This is a genomic window from Nocardioides lacusdianchii (assembly GCF_020102855.1).
In the GTDB taxonomy this organism is placed as follows: domain Bacteria; phylum Actinomycetota; class Actinomycetes; order Propionibacteriales; family Nocardioidaceae; genus Nocardioides; species Nocardioides lacusdianchii.
In genome coordinates, this window is sequence record NZ_JADHZD010000011.1 from 96300 (window position 1) to 110009 (window position 13710).

Annotated in this window: 16 protein-coding genes; 10 read left to right on the plus strand and 6 right to left on the minus strand. The window is 67.7% G+C overall.

Annotated elements, in window-relative coordinates; translation table 11 throughout:
* The first annotated feature begins 241 nt into the window (after positions 1–241).
* The 3 genes from IRX98_RS15820 (at position 242) to IRX98_RS15830 (ending at position 2223) form a co-directional block, all read left to right on the plus strand.
* The gene (locus tag IRX98_RS15820) at positions 242–1147 is read left to right on the plus strand and encodes a phytanoyl-CoA dioxygenase family protein (RefSeq protein ID WP_224278381.1); all 906 of its coding nucleotides are present in this window, start codon (positions 242–244) and stop codon (positions 1145–1147) included.
* A gap of 294 nt (positions 1148–1441) precedes the next feature.
* Positions 1442–1798 (plus strand): DUF6281 family protein, encoded by a 357-nt coding sequence (locus IRX98_RS23775; protein WP_224278486.1) that lies wholly within the window; start codon positions 1442–1444, stop codon positions 1796–1798.
* A 158-nt stretch (positions 1799–1956) separates the two neighbouring features.
* The gene (locus IRX98_RS15830; RefSeq protein WP_224278382.1) at positions 1957–2223 is read left to right on the plus strand and encodes a hypothetical protein; all 267 of its coding nucleotides are present in this window, start codon (positions 1957–1959) and stop codon (positions 2221–2223) included.
* An 81-nt stretch (positions 2224–2304) separates the two neighbouring features.
* On the opposite strand, the gene IRX98_RS15835 is transcribed toward IRX98_RS15830, so the two are convergent.
* Entirely contained in the window at positions 2305–2814 is a 510-nt protein-coding gene (locus IRX98_RS15835) for a hypothetical protein (protein ID WP_224278383.1), read from the minus strand.
* A gap of 199 nt (positions 2815–3013) precedes the next feature.
* On the opposite strand from IRX98_RS15835, the gene IRX98_RS15840 reads away from it, so the two are divergent.
* Positions 3014–3514: a hypothetical protein gene (locus tag IRX98_RS15840; RefSeq protein ID WP_224278385.1), complete on the plus strand. Its 501-nt coding sequence runs from the start codon at positions 3014–3016 to the stop codon at positions 3512–3514.
* Between the two features lie 101 nt (positions 3515–3615).
* Here IRX98_RS15840 and IRX98_RS15845 read toward each other — a convergent pair whose 3' ends face one another.
* Positions 3616–4824 (minus strand): hypothetical protein, encoded by a 1209-nt coding sequence (locus tag IRX98_RS15845; protein ID WP_224278387.1) that lies wholly within the window; start codon positions 4822–4824, stop codon positions 3616–3618.
* Positions 4821–5327, minus strand: coding sequence for a SigE family RNA polymerase sigma factor (locus tag IRX98_RS15850; RefSeq protein ID WP_224278389.1), 507 nt, complete (start codon positions 5325–5327; stop codon positions 4821–4823). The genes IRX98_RS15845 and IRX98_RS15850 overlap by 4 nt, the downstream gene beginning before the upstream one ends.
* 195 nt (positions 5328–5522) lie before the next feature.
* Here IRX98_RS15850 and IRX98_RS15855 point away from each other — a divergent pair, with 195 nt between their 5' ends.
* The 4 genes from IRX98_RS15855 to IRX98_RS15870 all read left to right on the plus strand — a co-directional run bounded on the left by IRX98_RS15855 (position 5523) and on the right by IRX98_RS15870 (position 8930).
* Positions 5523–6257: a UPF0158 family protein gene (locus IRX98_RS15855; protein ID WP_224278391.1), complete on the plus strand. Its 735-nt coding sequence runs from the start codon at positions 5523–5525 to the stop codon at positions 6255–6257.
* 198 nt (positions 6258–6455) lie between these two features.
* Entirely contained in the window at positions 6456–7295 is an 840-nt protein-coding gene (locus IRX98_RS15860; RefSeq protein ID WP_224278393.1) for a hypothetical protein, read from the plus strand.
* The gene (locus tag IRX98_RS15865; RefSeq protein ID WP_224278396.1) at positions 7292–7840 is read left to right on the plus strand and encodes a SigE family RNA polymerase sigma factor; all 549 of its coding nucleotides are present in this window, start codon (positions 7292–7294) and stop codon (positions 7838–7840) included. Before IRX98_RS15860 ends, IRX98_RS15865 begins: the two co-directional genes overlap by 4 nt.
* A gap of 178 nt (positions 7841–8018) precedes the next feature.
* Positions 8019–8930, plus strand: coding sequence for a tyrosine-type recombinase/integrase (locus IRX98_RS15870; protein ID WP_224278398.1), 912 nt, complete (start codon positions 8019–8021; stop codon positions 8928–8930).
* Positions 8931–8940: 10 nt separating this feature from the next.
* Here IRX98_RS15870 and IRX98_RS15875 read toward each other — a convergent pair whose 3' ends face one another.
* Positions 8941–10044: a tyrosine-type recombinase/integrase gene (locus IRX98_RS15875; RefSeq protein ID WP_224278400.1), complete on the minus strand. Its 1104-nt coding sequence runs from the start codon at positions 10042–10044 to the stop codon at positions 8941–8943.
* Positions 10045–10498: 454 nt separating this feature from the next.
* On the minus strand, positions 10499–10792 hold the full coding sequence (locus IRX98_RS15880; protein WP_224278402.1) for a hypothetical protein: 294 nt from the start codon (positions 10790–10792) through the stop codon (positions 10499–10501).
* Positions 10793–10960: 168 nt separating this feature from the next.
* On the opposite strand from IRX98_RS15880, the gene IRX98_RS15885 reads away from it, so the two are divergent.
* Together IRX98_RS15885 and IRX98_RS15890 are read left to right on the plus strand one after the other, a co-directional pair.
* Entirely contained in the window at positions 10961–11152 is a 192-nt protein-coding gene (locus IRX98_RS15885) for a hypothetical protein (protein WP_224278404.1), read from the plus strand.
* Between the two features lie 208 nt (positions 11153–11360).
* Positions 11361–11513: a hypothetical protein gene (locus IRX98_RS15890; protein ID WP_224278407.1), complete on the plus strand. Its 153-nt coding sequence runs from the start codon at positions 11361–11363 to the stop codon at positions 11511–11513.
* A 25-nt stretch (positions 11514–11538) separates the two neighbouring features.
* On the opposite strand, the gene IRX98_RS15895 is transcribed toward IRX98_RS15890, so the two are convergent.
* Positions 11539–13680, minus strand: coding sequence for a SpoIIE family protein phosphatase (locus tag IRX98_RS15895; protein WP_224278409.1), 2142 nt, complete (start codon positions 13678–13680; stop codon positions 11539–11541).
* Positions 13681–13710 lie beyond the last annotated feature (30 nt).

Sequence of the window (13710 nt, forward strand, 5' to 3'; positions counted from 1 at the left end):
GGCGACGAGCTGGCGGTAGACGACGTCGGACAGGCGTCGCTTCAGGCACCGCAGTGCGACGCGAACCGGTTGCGGTCGGCGAACCGTGCCACGTCACCGACGTAGCCGCGTTCAGTGTTCGCGGCCGTGGCGCCGAAATTCGCGGAGAGTTCCCAGCTTCCGGCTGGCTGCAAGGCGTAGGAAATCGAGTGCGCCGGCCATAACAGCCGCGTAGAACTGGTGTATGGACATGAGTAGAGCAGTGCAGTCTTGGGTCGACGACGGCTTCGTCATCCTGCCGAGCTATCTCCCAGATGACGTCCTGGCGCCAGCCGTCGACGACCTGGAGCTCATGTTCCCCAATGCCGACGACTTCCACGACGGCATCGACCCCGCACGCAACGCCCGCTTCATCGGCGACGAGTTCAACGGCATCGACAGCTTCCCGTTCACCAGCCTTGCGCTGTGCCGTGTCCCCGTCTCTGCTGCCCTCGTCTCCCTCGCCGAAGCGCTGTTGGGCACGCAAGACATCCGTTTGTACTCCGCGGAAGCGTGGGGCAAGTACGAAGGAGCAGCCGACTACGACCAGGACCTCCATCGTGACTTCCTCAACCACACCATCCTTGCGCCCTCCAGTGCACCTCAATTCCGACAGCTCGAGCTCTTCGTCTTCCTGTCGGAGGTCACCCCCGAGCTAGGTGCACCACGGATGGTTCGACGGTCCAGCATCACCGACGAACTACCCGCGAAACCGAACTTCTTCCCCGCACATGCCGTCAGTGAGGACGACGAAGGCTTCGTCGATGCGGCCGGCCGGCCCGACTTGTACGAGATCGAGACACCGGCGGCCGGCCCAGCAGGAACCGTCGTGGCCTTCCAGCCGCAAACGGTGCACAGAGGTGCCGCCATCACCCAGCCACGCGGGTCCCGGTTCACGATGCACCTCAACTACCGGCCGGCAGAAGCAGAGTGGGCCCACCGACATGCCTGGGCCGACCGCAGCCACAACCCGCACTGGTACACATTCGTCGAGCAAGCCAACCCCCGGCAGCTCGAGCTGTTCGGCTTCCCCCCGCCCGGACACTCCTACTGGACCGTCGAGACCCTGACCGGCGTCAGCCAGCGCTACCCCGGCCTCGACATGAACCCGTGGCGGTCGAGCCTCTAGCCGGCACACGCTCCGAGGTCGATGCTTCGCGAACGTCGCAGTCTGCCGCTGATGGTGCGCGCATCTGCCGATGAGCGCGTACTCGTTCGCTAGCGTCAGTCTGTCGGCGGCTGCGCGACCTACGGGAGTCACGCGAGCGACGACCATTACGTTCGTCAGTGCTCTGGAACCATGAGAGGCCGTCGTTCGTCTTAGTTTCTACTGCCAGAGTGAGGTGTCGTGTCTCTTCGAATCGCATCGTGTGCAGTTCTCGTATTGGCGGCAACAGCAGGCTGCACCAACCAGCGCGAATCGGTGCGCGTCGATGGCTCCCCGGAGGGCGGGACGACGGCGAGCCCCACTGCTGGTGCGCTCCCGTCTGAGTGCACGCCGTTAGTCCGGTTCAAGGGAGTCGTTTATCAAGGACTGGGCTACACCAATCAGGTTGGCGAGAAGATCGGGTGGGCTCGGGAGGCCGAGTGCCTCGACGTGACTGGGGAAGGTCCTCTCTTCACCCAAGGGTCACCTGAGGTCCGCGTGAGTGTCGTGCGCGGCTATCCCCCCACCGCCGTCCTCGCGGCCTCCGTCAGTAACACCCTGTACAGCGTGTATGTCGCCGACACCGTGCCCCCAGCGGAACGCGAAGCCATCGTTCGCGATCTCGCTGAGTGACCTGTCGAGCCAGAAGGTGTGGTCCCAACCCCGATCAAAGCAGCCCTCACCCATACGACCGGATCTGCCGCGTTGAGGGCGGCTACGCTCGCCCGGATCTGCCGCGACCCGTGCGACCGCTCATGCCGATGAGCGGACGCCGCAGTTAGGGTCGAGGCATGGCGAGCGTCTCCATTGTGAACAACGGGAAGGCGTTGCTTTGCGTGCTTGCCGAGCCGCTGGGTGAGGACTTCTGGATTGAGCCCGATCAGACGTTGACCTTCTCGACCCCCGACGAGAGGCCGATGGTTTCCTGGTATGAGGGCGGTACGTCCGTCTGGGTCAACGACGGCGACCCATACGACGTAGCCGTCACGACCGGAGCGGGCGAGGCCGTCACGTGTGGTTTCCAGCGGCCACCGGGTGCGTTCGAACCGGCCACCTGACAACCGCCCGAAACGACCGCACATGCCGCGACCCGTGCTTCTGCACATGCAGATGAGGGAGCCTCGCCCCAATGCTGGGCGTCAGTCGTCGTTGGTGGCGACGACCAGCATGGGCTCGTGGTCACCCCGACCACCCACGCAACGTCGCCACTCAGTCGGCGCACTCATGCCTACCGCCTTCCAGACGTCTTGCACCCAGCCCGACAGTGCGACTGAATCGCCTACATCGAAGGAGTCGTAGTCCCCGGTCAGACGGATGCGCGGCGACTCTGCTGACAAGCGGGAACCGTATGGCGCGAAGAGCAGCAAGGTCCGACCGTCCTCCAGAGTGACTGTGACGCAGCCTTCGGGACTCACACCGGCGGTCACGTTGTAGCGGGCGTCGTCGAATTTCTCGAACGATGGTGCGTCACCTGGAGCCAGGAGGGCCTGGGGTTGGTCCAACGCACTGTTCGCGGGCGTCGCCGCCTGTTGCCTGTTGTCGGACGCATTCCGGGCGGGTTCGGCCGTGCTGGAGCAGCCAGACATGGCAGCCAGCAGCACACCTGCGACAGCCGCCGCGTGTATCTCTGCCCCGCAGGTGACCCTCACGCACCTGAGTATGGCTTCGACGTGGGCATGTGGGCCTTTGCGTGACCGAACCGCAACGTCTGGATCTGCCGCGTTGTGTTCGCGGATCCGCCGATGAGCGGCCGTCGAACTCAGGGGTATCCCCGATACCGTCGCGCCGCTTGCGCACCTACGTTGAGGGTTATCTGGTGCCACTGGCGCCCCGATCGGAAGGTGCGAGATGAGCGTCTCACCCGAGCCCGGCGATGTCGTTCGTTCTATCGTCACGGCTGACTACCGCCCGGTTGAGAACTCCGTCGAGATAGTCCGAGAAAGGCGGACCGGCGACCACTACGTGGGGGCCGTGGCATTCGAGGACGACAGCGGCGTACAGCGCCGTGGGCTCTACGGTCTGCAACTTCACCACTACGGGGTGTGGCGACCCAACGGCCACTGCATGGGCAGCGCGCGTCCCACCAACGAGCGAGATGTCTGGATGACCTGGGGAGGCTGGGGCGGGGACACTCACGAGATGTCCGTCGTGGGCGGATGGGTCGCTGACCCGTCCGTGAGCGTGGCACGAGCGATTGACGATGCGACGGGTCGCATCCTCGACGACGACGTAGAGAACGGTGTGGCGCTGTTCGTCTTCGACGGCTACTTCGGCCGCTACGCGCGGATGGAGTTGCTGGACCCAGACGGGGAGCCGACGAGGACCGGCCCCCTAAACCGTCGCCCCTGACAAGCCCTGTCTCCATCCTCAGACTTGCCGCGAGCAGCGCATCCGCACGTGCCGAGATCCGTACTCGGTTCGAACTCTGCTTCCCGGGCCATCGGCCAGTGTCATCGGCGGCATTCTGTGTACCCGTCGGGCCACCAGCCGTCCTCTTGCTGGGTGAGGGAGTAGACGATGAGGGCGGCTCCGTCGGCATCGCTGGCGATGACTTGGGCGGCGCGCTCTTTCGTGTGGACAGCACTGATGGACAGTGAGCCGAGGAACGGGACGACGGCTTCTTGGGGTGTGGGCTGCCCCGGACCGGGAATGTCCAAGGCCACGCTGGTCTGTTCCGCGAAGGGGCAGGAGAGGCCGCCGTAGACGGTGTCTGGACTGGGCTCGCTCCCGCCGGGCTGCGGTGGGGGGACGACGGTGACTTCCGACTGTACGGAGGCGATCTCTTGTTGTCCCTGCGGCAGGCACGGGTGTGGGTCGATGCGGTCAGCCGGGTGGAACCCGCCTCCCATCTGGACCGTGTCGCCGCTGCGTGCCGCGGGATTGCCTTCGGAATCGCGGAGGGTCACCAGTCCGTCCTCGTCACTGGTAGCGGTGTACCCGGAGGGCCAGGTCGCGTAGGTCCGTGTACCTGCGGGTGGGTGGTCCAGCGCAACGCATCCGTTCTCGTCCAGCGCTAGCGTTCCTGTGAGCAGCGCCTGGTGTCCGGGTTCGCCCGGCTTCCAGTCGTTGGTGGGCAGGTTCACCGTGTTGGCGGAGGTACTGACGACTACTTCCACGACTTCTGTCGGGTTGCCTTCCTCGGACACGGTGAGGTGCTCTGGGGGCGACGCCAATCCGGTCACGGTGACCACAACAGGCACGGCATCGGCGGTGCACACCGCGTTCACGTCCGCATGTGCCAGTTGCAAGGAGAGCGTGCCGTCACGGTCGGTGACGGCCGGGGTCGGTGGACAAGAACTGCTGTAGCCGCCGCGGCTGGCGTACATCAGGCCGCCGCCGTCGGGATCCCACGCGGCTTCTCCGCTCGCCAGTCCCCTGCTGGTGAGGGCATCGTCACCCGCCTCGACTGTGGCGTTGAGTCCGTTCCCATTGGTGGCGCCGTCTGCGACGAGCGTGTCGCCGCCGGTCGGCCCCAAGCGGGAGAAGGCGAAGGAGCCGCCCATCACCACGAGAACGACTAGCGACACCGCGCCGACCTGTACGCGTCGTCGGCGGCGCTTCGCCGCCCGGCCCGAAGCAAGGACGTCGGCGAGCGGCGGCTGTCCGACGGGCATCTCGTCCAGAAGTCGAGTCAGCGTGGCGGGTGCGTCTTTGCTCATCGGGGGCGTCCTTCGGCGAGGTCTGCGATGTGGCTGTTGCCCGCTAGTTGCCCCAGCGCACGGGAGAGGCGGCTCTTCACGGTGCCGGGGGCGATGCGCAGGATGTCGGCTGTCTGCTGTTCGCTCAGTTGCGCCAGGTGGCGCAAGACGATCACTTCACGGTGTTCCCGGCTCAGGTCGTCCAGCGCACGGCGAAGGGCGTCGGCGATCTCCACCTGCGGGGTTGAGTCGGGGACGTGCTGTTGAGGGAGCACGCTGGTCGGGCGTTCCCCCCACCACCGGCGCCGACGACTGTCCTTGTGAGAGTTCAGCAGGATCCGGTACACGTACGCGTCTCGGTCATCAGCCTTGGAGACCTTGCCCCACGCCAGGTAGCAGCGAAGCAAGGTCGTCTGTGCCAAGTCGTGCGCATCTTCGAGCGTGCACCCGAGGACCACGGCAGAACGCACGAGGTTGCCCCAGCGCGCCGCCGCGTAGGCGGAGAAGTCTCCGTCGTGGTCCATCAGCGCTCCTGTTCGTCTCTACCCCTCCGACGAGATGGGCAGGCACCTAGGTTCCACCACAGCCCCGACAGGTGGGCAGGCTGTCCGTGCGCCTTGGATCCTCGGGCGGCGCAGATGGTCTCCTGACGATCTAGCCAAACGTCCGGATCTGCCGCGAGTAGTGCGCGGGATGGCAGCGATGGGAAGAATGCCGTCATGTCCCAGCGAGAGCGGCTACGAGAGTTTCGCGCTGCCGTGTTCACGGCGGATGGAGAGGCGCTGGTGTCGCTGCTCCGCGCGGGTCCCTGGCCAGGTCACGCGCTCCAGTTGATCGGTGATGGGCTGCTCGCGGCGCTGGCTCAGAACGTCGGTGGAGCGCGCGGGCTGGCTGAGCGGTGCGTGACCGCTTTGCGCGAGAGGTACTGGGAGGGCGACGAGGATCTGGTTGCGGCGTTGACGGCGAGACTGGGGGCTGAGCAAGCTGCGTTGTTGAGGAGCTTGCCGGTCGATCTCGACGAACTCGTTGATGTGCTCGAGGGAGATGCGGTCGCGGGAGGCGGCCGCATTGATCTTCACACCGGCGAGGTGTGGCCCGAGGCGGTGTTTGAGTGCGGGCTCGAGAGCGAGGAGGAGGGGGAGGATGAGGACCTCGACGACGGCGAACGCTGGCTGTGGGTCGTCAGCGAGGGCTCACGCGCTGGCTATCGCGACATGGAGCTGTTCGTGGCCGGTGTCGCCGAACCAGACCTCGCCGGCCTACTGGCGCGGGCGTTGGAGGGTCGGGGCGCGTTCCGTCGTTTCAGAGACGAGCTGACAGGCTGGCCCGACCTTCAAGATCGCTGGTATGTGTACTCCGCGGAACGGCGGCGGGGCCGCGCCCGAGCCTGGCTCGCCGCCGAAGGCTTCACCCCGGCAGCGCCGGCCGCCGCCGGTGCTCAGAAGACGACCTGATCGCGGCAGCCCCCGCGCATCGCGGCAGATCCGGGCGAGCGTAGAGACCATCGACATGCGGGGACTAGATGTGGCGCCGTTGTTTCGGGACGGGGTTCCGGTCCTGGAGCCGGTACCTCAGTCGGCACTTGATGACAACCGATCCGCCTCTTCTGCGTATTTGTGTGTGACAGCATCGGTACGAACTCAGGAGCAGCGATGGACCTCATGGACCGTTTCGAGAAGGCCACGTCGGGTGGTCCTGAGCATCGGGCGATCGAGGACAGGCTGGCCGTTGGCCGCCGTGCCAGCGCACGACGCAGGGCAAGCCTCGCCGTCGGGGCAACGGCCGCCGTACTAACTGCCGCCGGTGTCGTCTGGGCCGTCCAGCCCGGCGTCGACTCGGTTTCTGGCAAGGACATCGTCGCGTCCGACGCAGGCAGCGTTGAGCGCGACTCTGGGGCACCGGAGTCGCCCACGAGCACGCCGTCCCCTCCGACCGCCCTGTTCCGCTACGACCTCGACACCGCCGCGCTTGAGGTGGCCGACGGTGTCACCATCGTGCGACAGGTCGAGAACCCGGTCCCTCACAAGGACGTCACGTCAGCGGCCGCCGTGGTGGACTACAGGGGCGAGCGCAGGTGGGTCATGGCAGCCGTCGTCCGCGGGCGGTCGGGCTGGGGATCCGACATAGAGGCGACCTCGTCCCGGAACTTTGGGCAGTGGGTGCATGAACTCACGGTTCTGAACACGGCGCAGATGTTCAGCGACGGCTCATTCCACGGCGACTGGGTCACGCTGGACAGCGACGGCGGTCTGACGGCTCAGAATGGGGCCACCGTCGTGGAGCAATCCACTCCGGCGAGGATCGACCAGGCACCCGCTGATGTGCCCAGCGCAGTTGGCACGATCGACGTTGACGGGGCGCTGTTGTGCGTGGTCGCTCGGATGCTTCCTGGTGAGGACGTCGACATCACCTACTTGGCAGAGTCCGAGCACCAGGGTTGCGGAGAAGCCGTACCAGGCATCGACTACCCGGGCGCTCCGGCAACCTCATGAGGCGAGCAGAACGCGAAGCGGCCTACTCGGCATTCGTCCTGTCCAGACAGGACCACCTCCGACGCATCGCATACGCCCTGTGTGGCAACTGGCACGACGCCGACGACCTGCTTCAAGTCGCGTTGACAAGGCTCTACACGGCGTGGCCACGCATCTCCTCTGACGGGAACCCCGAGGCCTACGTGCGCACCATCTTGATGCGAGCAAACGTCGATAACCACCGCCTGCGGGGCCGTCGTGTTCGCACGGCGCGCCTCGATGCAGCCGGTGACCCAGCCGCGCTGGCTGGGTTCCCCGTTGACGAGCGCGACGCGCTCATCGAGGCCGTTCAACGGCTCCCGGAGATGCAGCGCAAGGTCATCGTGCTGCGGCACTGGCTCGGCTTTGACGTGCACGAGACAGCCCGCGAACTGAACATCTCCGACGGCACGGTCAAAAGCCACTCATCACGCGGCCTGGCGGCGTTGCGGGCTCGGCTCGAAGCCGAGTCCGACGAGGAGGAGCAACCCACGGGCGCCGTAGGCCACCAGGCACAACGAGCGTGACCACAAGGGCCACACGGCAACAGCGGCGGTGTCGTCGCAACATGCCATTCTCAATAAGCAGCGCAACCGGTCATCGGCAGATGCGGGTGACCCAGAGACGATCTGCCCGAAACTGCTCGCGGAGCGCGAGCGGAGCACGTCTATTGACGGGCGGGCAGGTGCGGCGCGTCGTAGATGCATGGACACCGACACCCTTCCAGCACTGATCGACGCTGATGACCCCATGCTGCGCCTCGCCGTCGCCGCCCACCTAGCCCGCTACAAGGGACGCACCCGCGCCCACACCGCCTCCGACCTCAACGCCTACCTGCGTTGGTGCGTCGAACATGACCTCATGCCACTGCAAGCGCAGCGAACTCACATCGAGCTCTACCTACGCTGGCTTCAAGAAGTGCGACGTCTGCAGCCCTCGACAGTCTCCCGGCGCCTTTCCGTGCTCGCCACGTTCTATCGAACCTGCGTCATCGACCGGGTGCTCGAGCACTCACCGGCCGAGTACGTCCGACGCCCTCACGTGCCGCAAGAGTCGCCCACGCTCGGCCTCAGCCATCTGCAGTTCGAGGCCATGCTCACCGCAGGACGCGACTCCGCCAACCCCAACGACTTCGCCCTCGTCGCCATGCTCGGTCTCCTTGGCTTGAGGATCTTTGAAGCTACCGGCTCGAAGATCCAGGCGCTTGGCGAAGCTCGTGGCCATCGCGTGCTCACCGTTCATGGAAAGGGCGACAAGACGGCCCAAGTCCCGCTGCCACCGGCTGTTGCCCGCGCCATCGACCGAGCGATCGATGAGCGCCAAGACGGTCCGATCCTCCTCAACCGAGATGGCCGACGGATGGACCGGCACGCCGCCACCCGAAGGCTACGAGTCCTAGCCAGGTCCGCGGGTGTCACCACCGCTCGGATGCACCCACACATGCTGCGCCACACCTTCGTGACCACGATGCTCGACGCCGGCGTTGACCTGCGCGACGTCCAGATCGCCGCTCGCCACGCCGACCCGCGCACCACGATGCGCTACGACCGTGCGCGCAACAACCTCGATCGTCACCCGAACTACATCTTGGCGGCATTCATGGCGTCAGCGACATGAGAGCCCACCCTCATGACGGAGTCCTCGTCACCAAGTCTGAGAGCGCTTCGGCGATGACCTTGTCGCGGTTCTGAGCCGCGTGTTGATAGCGCAGCGCTGCGCCTGCCGTGGAGTGCCCGAGCCGCGCCATGAGCTCGGCGAGCGTGGCGCCCGTACTGGCGGCCAGGACGGCCCCTGTGTGGCGGAGGTCGTGGAAACGCAGGTCGGGTCTTCCTGCCTCCTCACGGGCCTTGTAGAAGACCTTGTAGAGCGTGGCGGGTGCCAGGTGTCTGGTCGGGTCTCCGGCAGCGGGGAAGAGAAGTCCTTCGCGGCCTCCGGTGATGTTGCCGGCCAAGTGTGCTTTCACTGCGGGCAGCAGGTGCGGCGGGATCGTGACGTCTCGTGTGCCCGCGTCTGACTTCGGAGTGCCGACGATGAACTGTCCATCGACTCGCACCACTGCGCGACGGATCTTCACGACACCACCGGTGAGGTCGACGTCTTGTCGGCGTAGCTCGGTGATCTCCCCGAACCGGAGGCCACACCAGGCGGCGAGCAGCACCATCAGTCGGTAGCGCTCCGGCATGGCCTGGGCGAGCGCTTCGAGTTCGGGCAGAGTCGCCGGCTCGATCTGCTTGGCACGCTTGACATTTCCGGCGCCGCGGATGTGGCACGGGTTGTGCGTGATGAGACGACGCTGCACGGCGTCTCCGAGAATGGTCCGCAGCAGCCCGTAGGCGTGCGCTCGAGACGTCGGGGTCGAGTCCCCGAGCCGGTAGTACCAGTCATCGACGAGGTCGGCGGTGATGTGCTTGAGCGCTATGTCGCCGAAGGTGGGCAGCAGCTTGGCGTCGAGGATCTTTCGGTAGTGGTAGCGGCTGCGGGGTTTGAGGGTGCGGTTCGTCAGCCAGCGTTCGGCGTGCTCCCCGAACGTGATCGGCGGCTTGGTCGTGGGCGGGGTCCAGTCCTCACTCTTGATCTCACGACGTCGGTCCGTGAGCCAACCCTCGGCATCCTCAGCCGTCTCGAAGGTGACTGGCGCCTTGTGTCGGAGCGTGTCGGGGCCGAGATAGGAGGCTTGCCAACGTCCGGACGGGAGCTTCCGGATAGCTCCGAAACCGCGCCTGCGTGCCATGCCTGATTTCCCCTCGCGTGCAACAACGTGCAACAAGGATGGCAGAAAGTGTCCGCTTGCGTCCACGTCGAGAGGCGATACAAAGTCCCATTACCGCAGGTCAGCGGCCTATTGACCACTTCTGTCCAGTATCGCCGCTGCCCGGGCAATAGAATTCGAACCCAGTATCGCCCACCACCACGACCAGGTCTGAGGCCCCCGATGGGGGTCTCTTTCCATGTCCGGTCCCCCCTAGGGGTGTACGTTTGGCGCGTCGGACAGTTTGCCCGCTCGCGGTGACACGCTCACCACCGTGGGTCGACCTTCGGCAGTCCCAACTGGGGACGCTCCTTTTCAAGAAGGCGGCGAGGAGCGTCACGCGCGGAACATGTGTGCCCTCCCTACGCAGCCCCCCGGGGGGCCGCATCTGGGGAGGGCTGGACACACCTCTCGGCGACCTGGTCGCTCGTCGCTCTCAGGGGCGCGGGTTGTCCCGACGCCACGGCTTGGTGTCGCGCCGCGCACCCATCCCGGCGGCGCACTTGCGGCACACCTCACGCACCTCGTCGGCGTCCCGTCCCGTGGCGGGCTGTGCGTCGACCCACTGCACGTGCGAGAACCGGTACAGCCGCGCCCTGCCGATCTGCACGCCGCAGACGGTCTGGTTGGTGCCACGCACCCACGCGTGCACGAGACCGGCCGGCGCACGGAACCCGTCCGGGTCCACCCAGCTGTCCGACGCTGCGACGGCTGCGTCCTTCGGTGCCATGACCCCCGGTAACCACCACCCGGCCCTGCCATACCCGCCATACCCGGCCCTGCGCACCCACAGGGACCTCGTGCATGTCCGGGCCGTTCGGCCCTGTACGCCGCTGCGGCCGCGGAGCACCGTGGAGGGCAGGCCGGGAGGACCGGCCGGCCACACAGAGGGGTCGTCATGGACGAGCACCACGAAGCCGAGGAGCCCGCCGAGATGTCCAGCGCCGTGCGCTCACGGTTCTGGGCGGGACTGAACCACGCGTCCGACCACGGGGCGGACGGACAGGAGCCCGACGTCGGCGAGGCGCAGCCGGGCGGGGCCGGCCCCACGGCACAGGAGTCCTTCGCATCTCAGGACCAAGGGCCCTGACCAGCCGACAGCGTGGCGCCTAGCGTCAGTGGTGCGCGCCGGACAGCCGGGGGACCAGATGACGCGCGACGGGTCCGGGTCGCCGTGCTCACGCAGTGCGTACGACCCCGACCCACCACCGGGGGCCTTGCGACCGACGCTGGCAAGGCCCCCGGTTCCTCGCGGCAGCGGGCGCATCCCGAGCCGGTCCCGGGGTACGGGTGCAGGCATGGACGACGACCGCGAGATGCCCACGACCAACCAGCCCCTCAACGCACCCGGCCCGCGCCCCAAGGTCACCCCGCTGCTCGCCGTGCTCGGCGTCGTGCTGCTGGTCGCGCTGATCTTCAGCGTGATCTCGCTGCTGCGCTACAACACCTGAGCCCGGGCATCCCGGGCCGCGCGGGTCACGGCTGTCGGAGCCGTACGGCCAGCAGCGCGACGTCGTCCTCGGGCGTGCCGTCCACCATGCCGTCGAGCAGACGGTCGCAGAGGTCCTCGACGTCGGCAGCGCCGGGCGCAGTGGTGCGTACGAGGTCGATGAGCTCGTCGATGCCCTCGTCGACGTCGCGCCCGCGTCGCTCGACGAGGCCGTCGGTGTAGAGGATGAGCGTGGCGCCGGGCTCGACGAAGGCCACCTGCTCCGCGCGGCGGGTCTCCGGGTCGAGCCCGAGCAGCAGGTCGTTGTCGTCCACGTCGGCGAGACGGGTGACGTCCCCGCCCGGCGTCAGCAGCAGCGCCGGCGGGTGTCCTGCGTGCGCCCAGCGCAGCACGACCTCCTCGCCGGCGTCGGCCCCGGCGCGGGGATGGCGCTCGAAGCGTGCGACCACTGCGGTGGCGGTCGTCTCCATCTGGAGCGACTGCATCACCGTGTCGACCCCCGACAGCACGGCGGCCGGCGCGTAGCCGCTGTGCACGGCCAGCCCGCGCAGCAGGCCGCGCAGCTGCCCCATGGCGGCCGCGGCCTCCACGTCGTGCCCCACCACGTCGCCGACGACGACCACGACGTCGTGCCCGCCGGGGCCACGGCTCTGCTGGAGGAACGCGTCGTACCAGTCGCCGCCGATGCGCGCCACGTCGCCCGCGGGGGCGTAGCGGGTGACGATCTCGAGGTGCTCGGGCCGGGGCGGATCGGTGAGCATGCTGCGCTGGAGGGTCTCGGAGACCTCGCGCTGCGAGGCGTACAGCCGTGCGTTGTCGAGGGCGAGGGCCGCGCGGGACCCGATGTCCTCGAGCAGGGACTGGTCAGCGGTCGAGAAGGCCCGCCGGTCGTGGCCGCGGAAGAGGCTCACCACGGCGACTGTGCGACCGCGGGCGCGCAGCGGCACGATCATCGCGCTGGAGGGCGCCAGCTCGTGCAGGCGCTCGCGGGCCGGACCGGGGGACAGCACGGTGGCGATCCGGTCGGTCGCGTCCGAGGTGAGGAGGACCGATGCCATGTTGCGTACGGCGTGGGCCAGGAAGGACCCGTCGGTCAGCGCACCGAGGCGCAGCGAGGCGTACTCGCGCAGCGTCCCGGTCAGGGTCTCGTCGGTGTGGGCCCAGGTGACGTCGCGCAGGCCCCGGCGCCAGTCGCTGGCCTGCGGGTCCTCCACCAGCGTCACCAGGCACCAGTCGCCGAGCTCGGGGACCAGCAGGGTCGCGAGCCGGCTGACGCCCTCGGTCGGGTCGAGCGTGTCGCCGAGGTCCTCGGAGACCGATGCGAGCAGCGCGAGGCGGTGCGCGGACCGGTCCAGCGCGTCCTGCGTGGCACGACGCGCGGAGATGTCGTGGAAGTAGACGGCGAGCCCCTCCGGCGAGGGCCAGGCGCGGACCTCGTACCACCCGTCCAGGGGGGCCGGGTAGTGCGCCTCGAACGACACCGGACCACCGGTGGCGAGGGCCTCGCGGTAGTGGGTCTCGAACGTGCTCCCCACCGCCGCGGGGAAGGCCTCCCAGATGCTCTCGCCCAGCAGGCGGGCCCGGCCCTGGCCGAGCAGCCGCTCGGCCTCGGAGTTGACGTAGGTGAAGCGCCACTCGTGGTCGAGCTGGTAGAACGCCGACGACATCGACTCCAGGACCCGGCCGACCCGGGCCTCGCCGTCGTGCACCGAAGTCGTGTCATAGGCAGCGCCCACGAGGCGTACGGCCCGGCCCGTGGTGTCGTCCGCCAGGGCACGGCCCCGCGCCTCGATCCACCGGAGCTCACCGGTCGGCAGGACGACGCGGTACTCGGCCTCGTAGTCACCGCACGTGGCGATCGCCCGCTCCAGGGCGTCGCTGACGCGCCGCAGGTCGTCGGGGTGCACGCACCGGTTGAAGGACTCGATGGTGCCGCCGAAGGACTCCTCGTCGAGCCCGAACAGCTCGAGCAGCCGACCGTCCCACCTCAGCCGGTCGTGGACGAGGTCCCAGACGAACGCGCCGACACCTGCGGCGTCCACCGCCAACCGCCACGCGATGCGGTCGCTCTCGGCGTCGAGCGTGGTCGCCGAGCGTGGCGGCGGGACCCGCGGGGCGGACTCGTCGCGCGCGTGCTCGTCCGCGCTCGTCGGACCGCTGTGGGACACCGAGGCCTACCTTCATGCCAGATCCGGGCA

Bases quoted from the DNA above. Each gene is read 5' to 3' on its own strand.
- IRX98_RS15830 (WP_224278382.1), top strand. From the start codon at position 1,957: ATGGCGAGCGTCTCCATTGTGAACAACGGGAAGGCGTTGCTTTGCGTG.
- IRX98_RS15840 (WP_224278385.1), top strand. From the start codon at position 3,014: ATGAGCGTCTCACCCGAGCCCGGCGATGTCGTTCGTTCTATCGTCACG.
- IRX98_RS15845 (WP_224278387.1), bottom strand. From the start codon at position 4,824: ATGAGCAAAGACGCACCCGCCACGCTGACTCGACTTCTGGACGAGATG.
- IRX98_RS15850 (WP_224278389.1), bottom strand. From the start codon at position 5,327: ATGGACCACGACGGAGACTTCTCCGCCTACGCGGCGGCGCGCTGGGGC.
- IRX98_RS15855 (WP_224278391.1), top strand. From the start codon at position 5,523: ATGTCCCAGCGAGAGCGGCTACGAGAGTTTCGCGCTGCCGTGTTCACG.
- IRX98_RS15860 (WP_224278393.1), top strand. From the start codon at position 6,456: ATGGACCTCATGGACCGTTTCGAGAAGGCCACGTCGGGTGGTCCTGAG.
- IRX98_RS15865 (WP_224278396.1), top strand. From the start codon at position 7,292: ATGAGGCGAGCAGAACGCGAAGCGGCCTACTCGGCATTCGTCCTGTCC.
- IRX98_RS15870 (WP_224278398.1), top strand. From the start codon at position 8,019: ATGGACACCGACACCCTTCCAGCACTGATCGACGCTGATGACCCCATG.
- IRX98_RS15875 (WP_224278400.1), bottom strand. From the start codon at position 10,044: ATGGCACGCAGGCGCGGTTTCGGAGCTATCCGGAAGCTCCCGTCCGGA.
- IRX98_RS15880 (WP_224278402.1), bottom strand. From the start codon at position 10,792: ATGGCACCGAAGGACGCAGCCGTCGCAGCGTCGGACAGCTGGGTGGAC.
- IRX98_RS15885 (WP_224278404.1), top strand. From the start codon at position 10,961: ATGGACGAGCACCACGAAGCCGAGGAGCCCGCCGAGATGTCCAGCGCC.
- IRX98_RS15890 (WP_224278407.1), top strand. From the start codon at position 11,361: ATGGACGACGACCGCGAGATGCCCACGACCAACCAGCCCCTCAACGCA.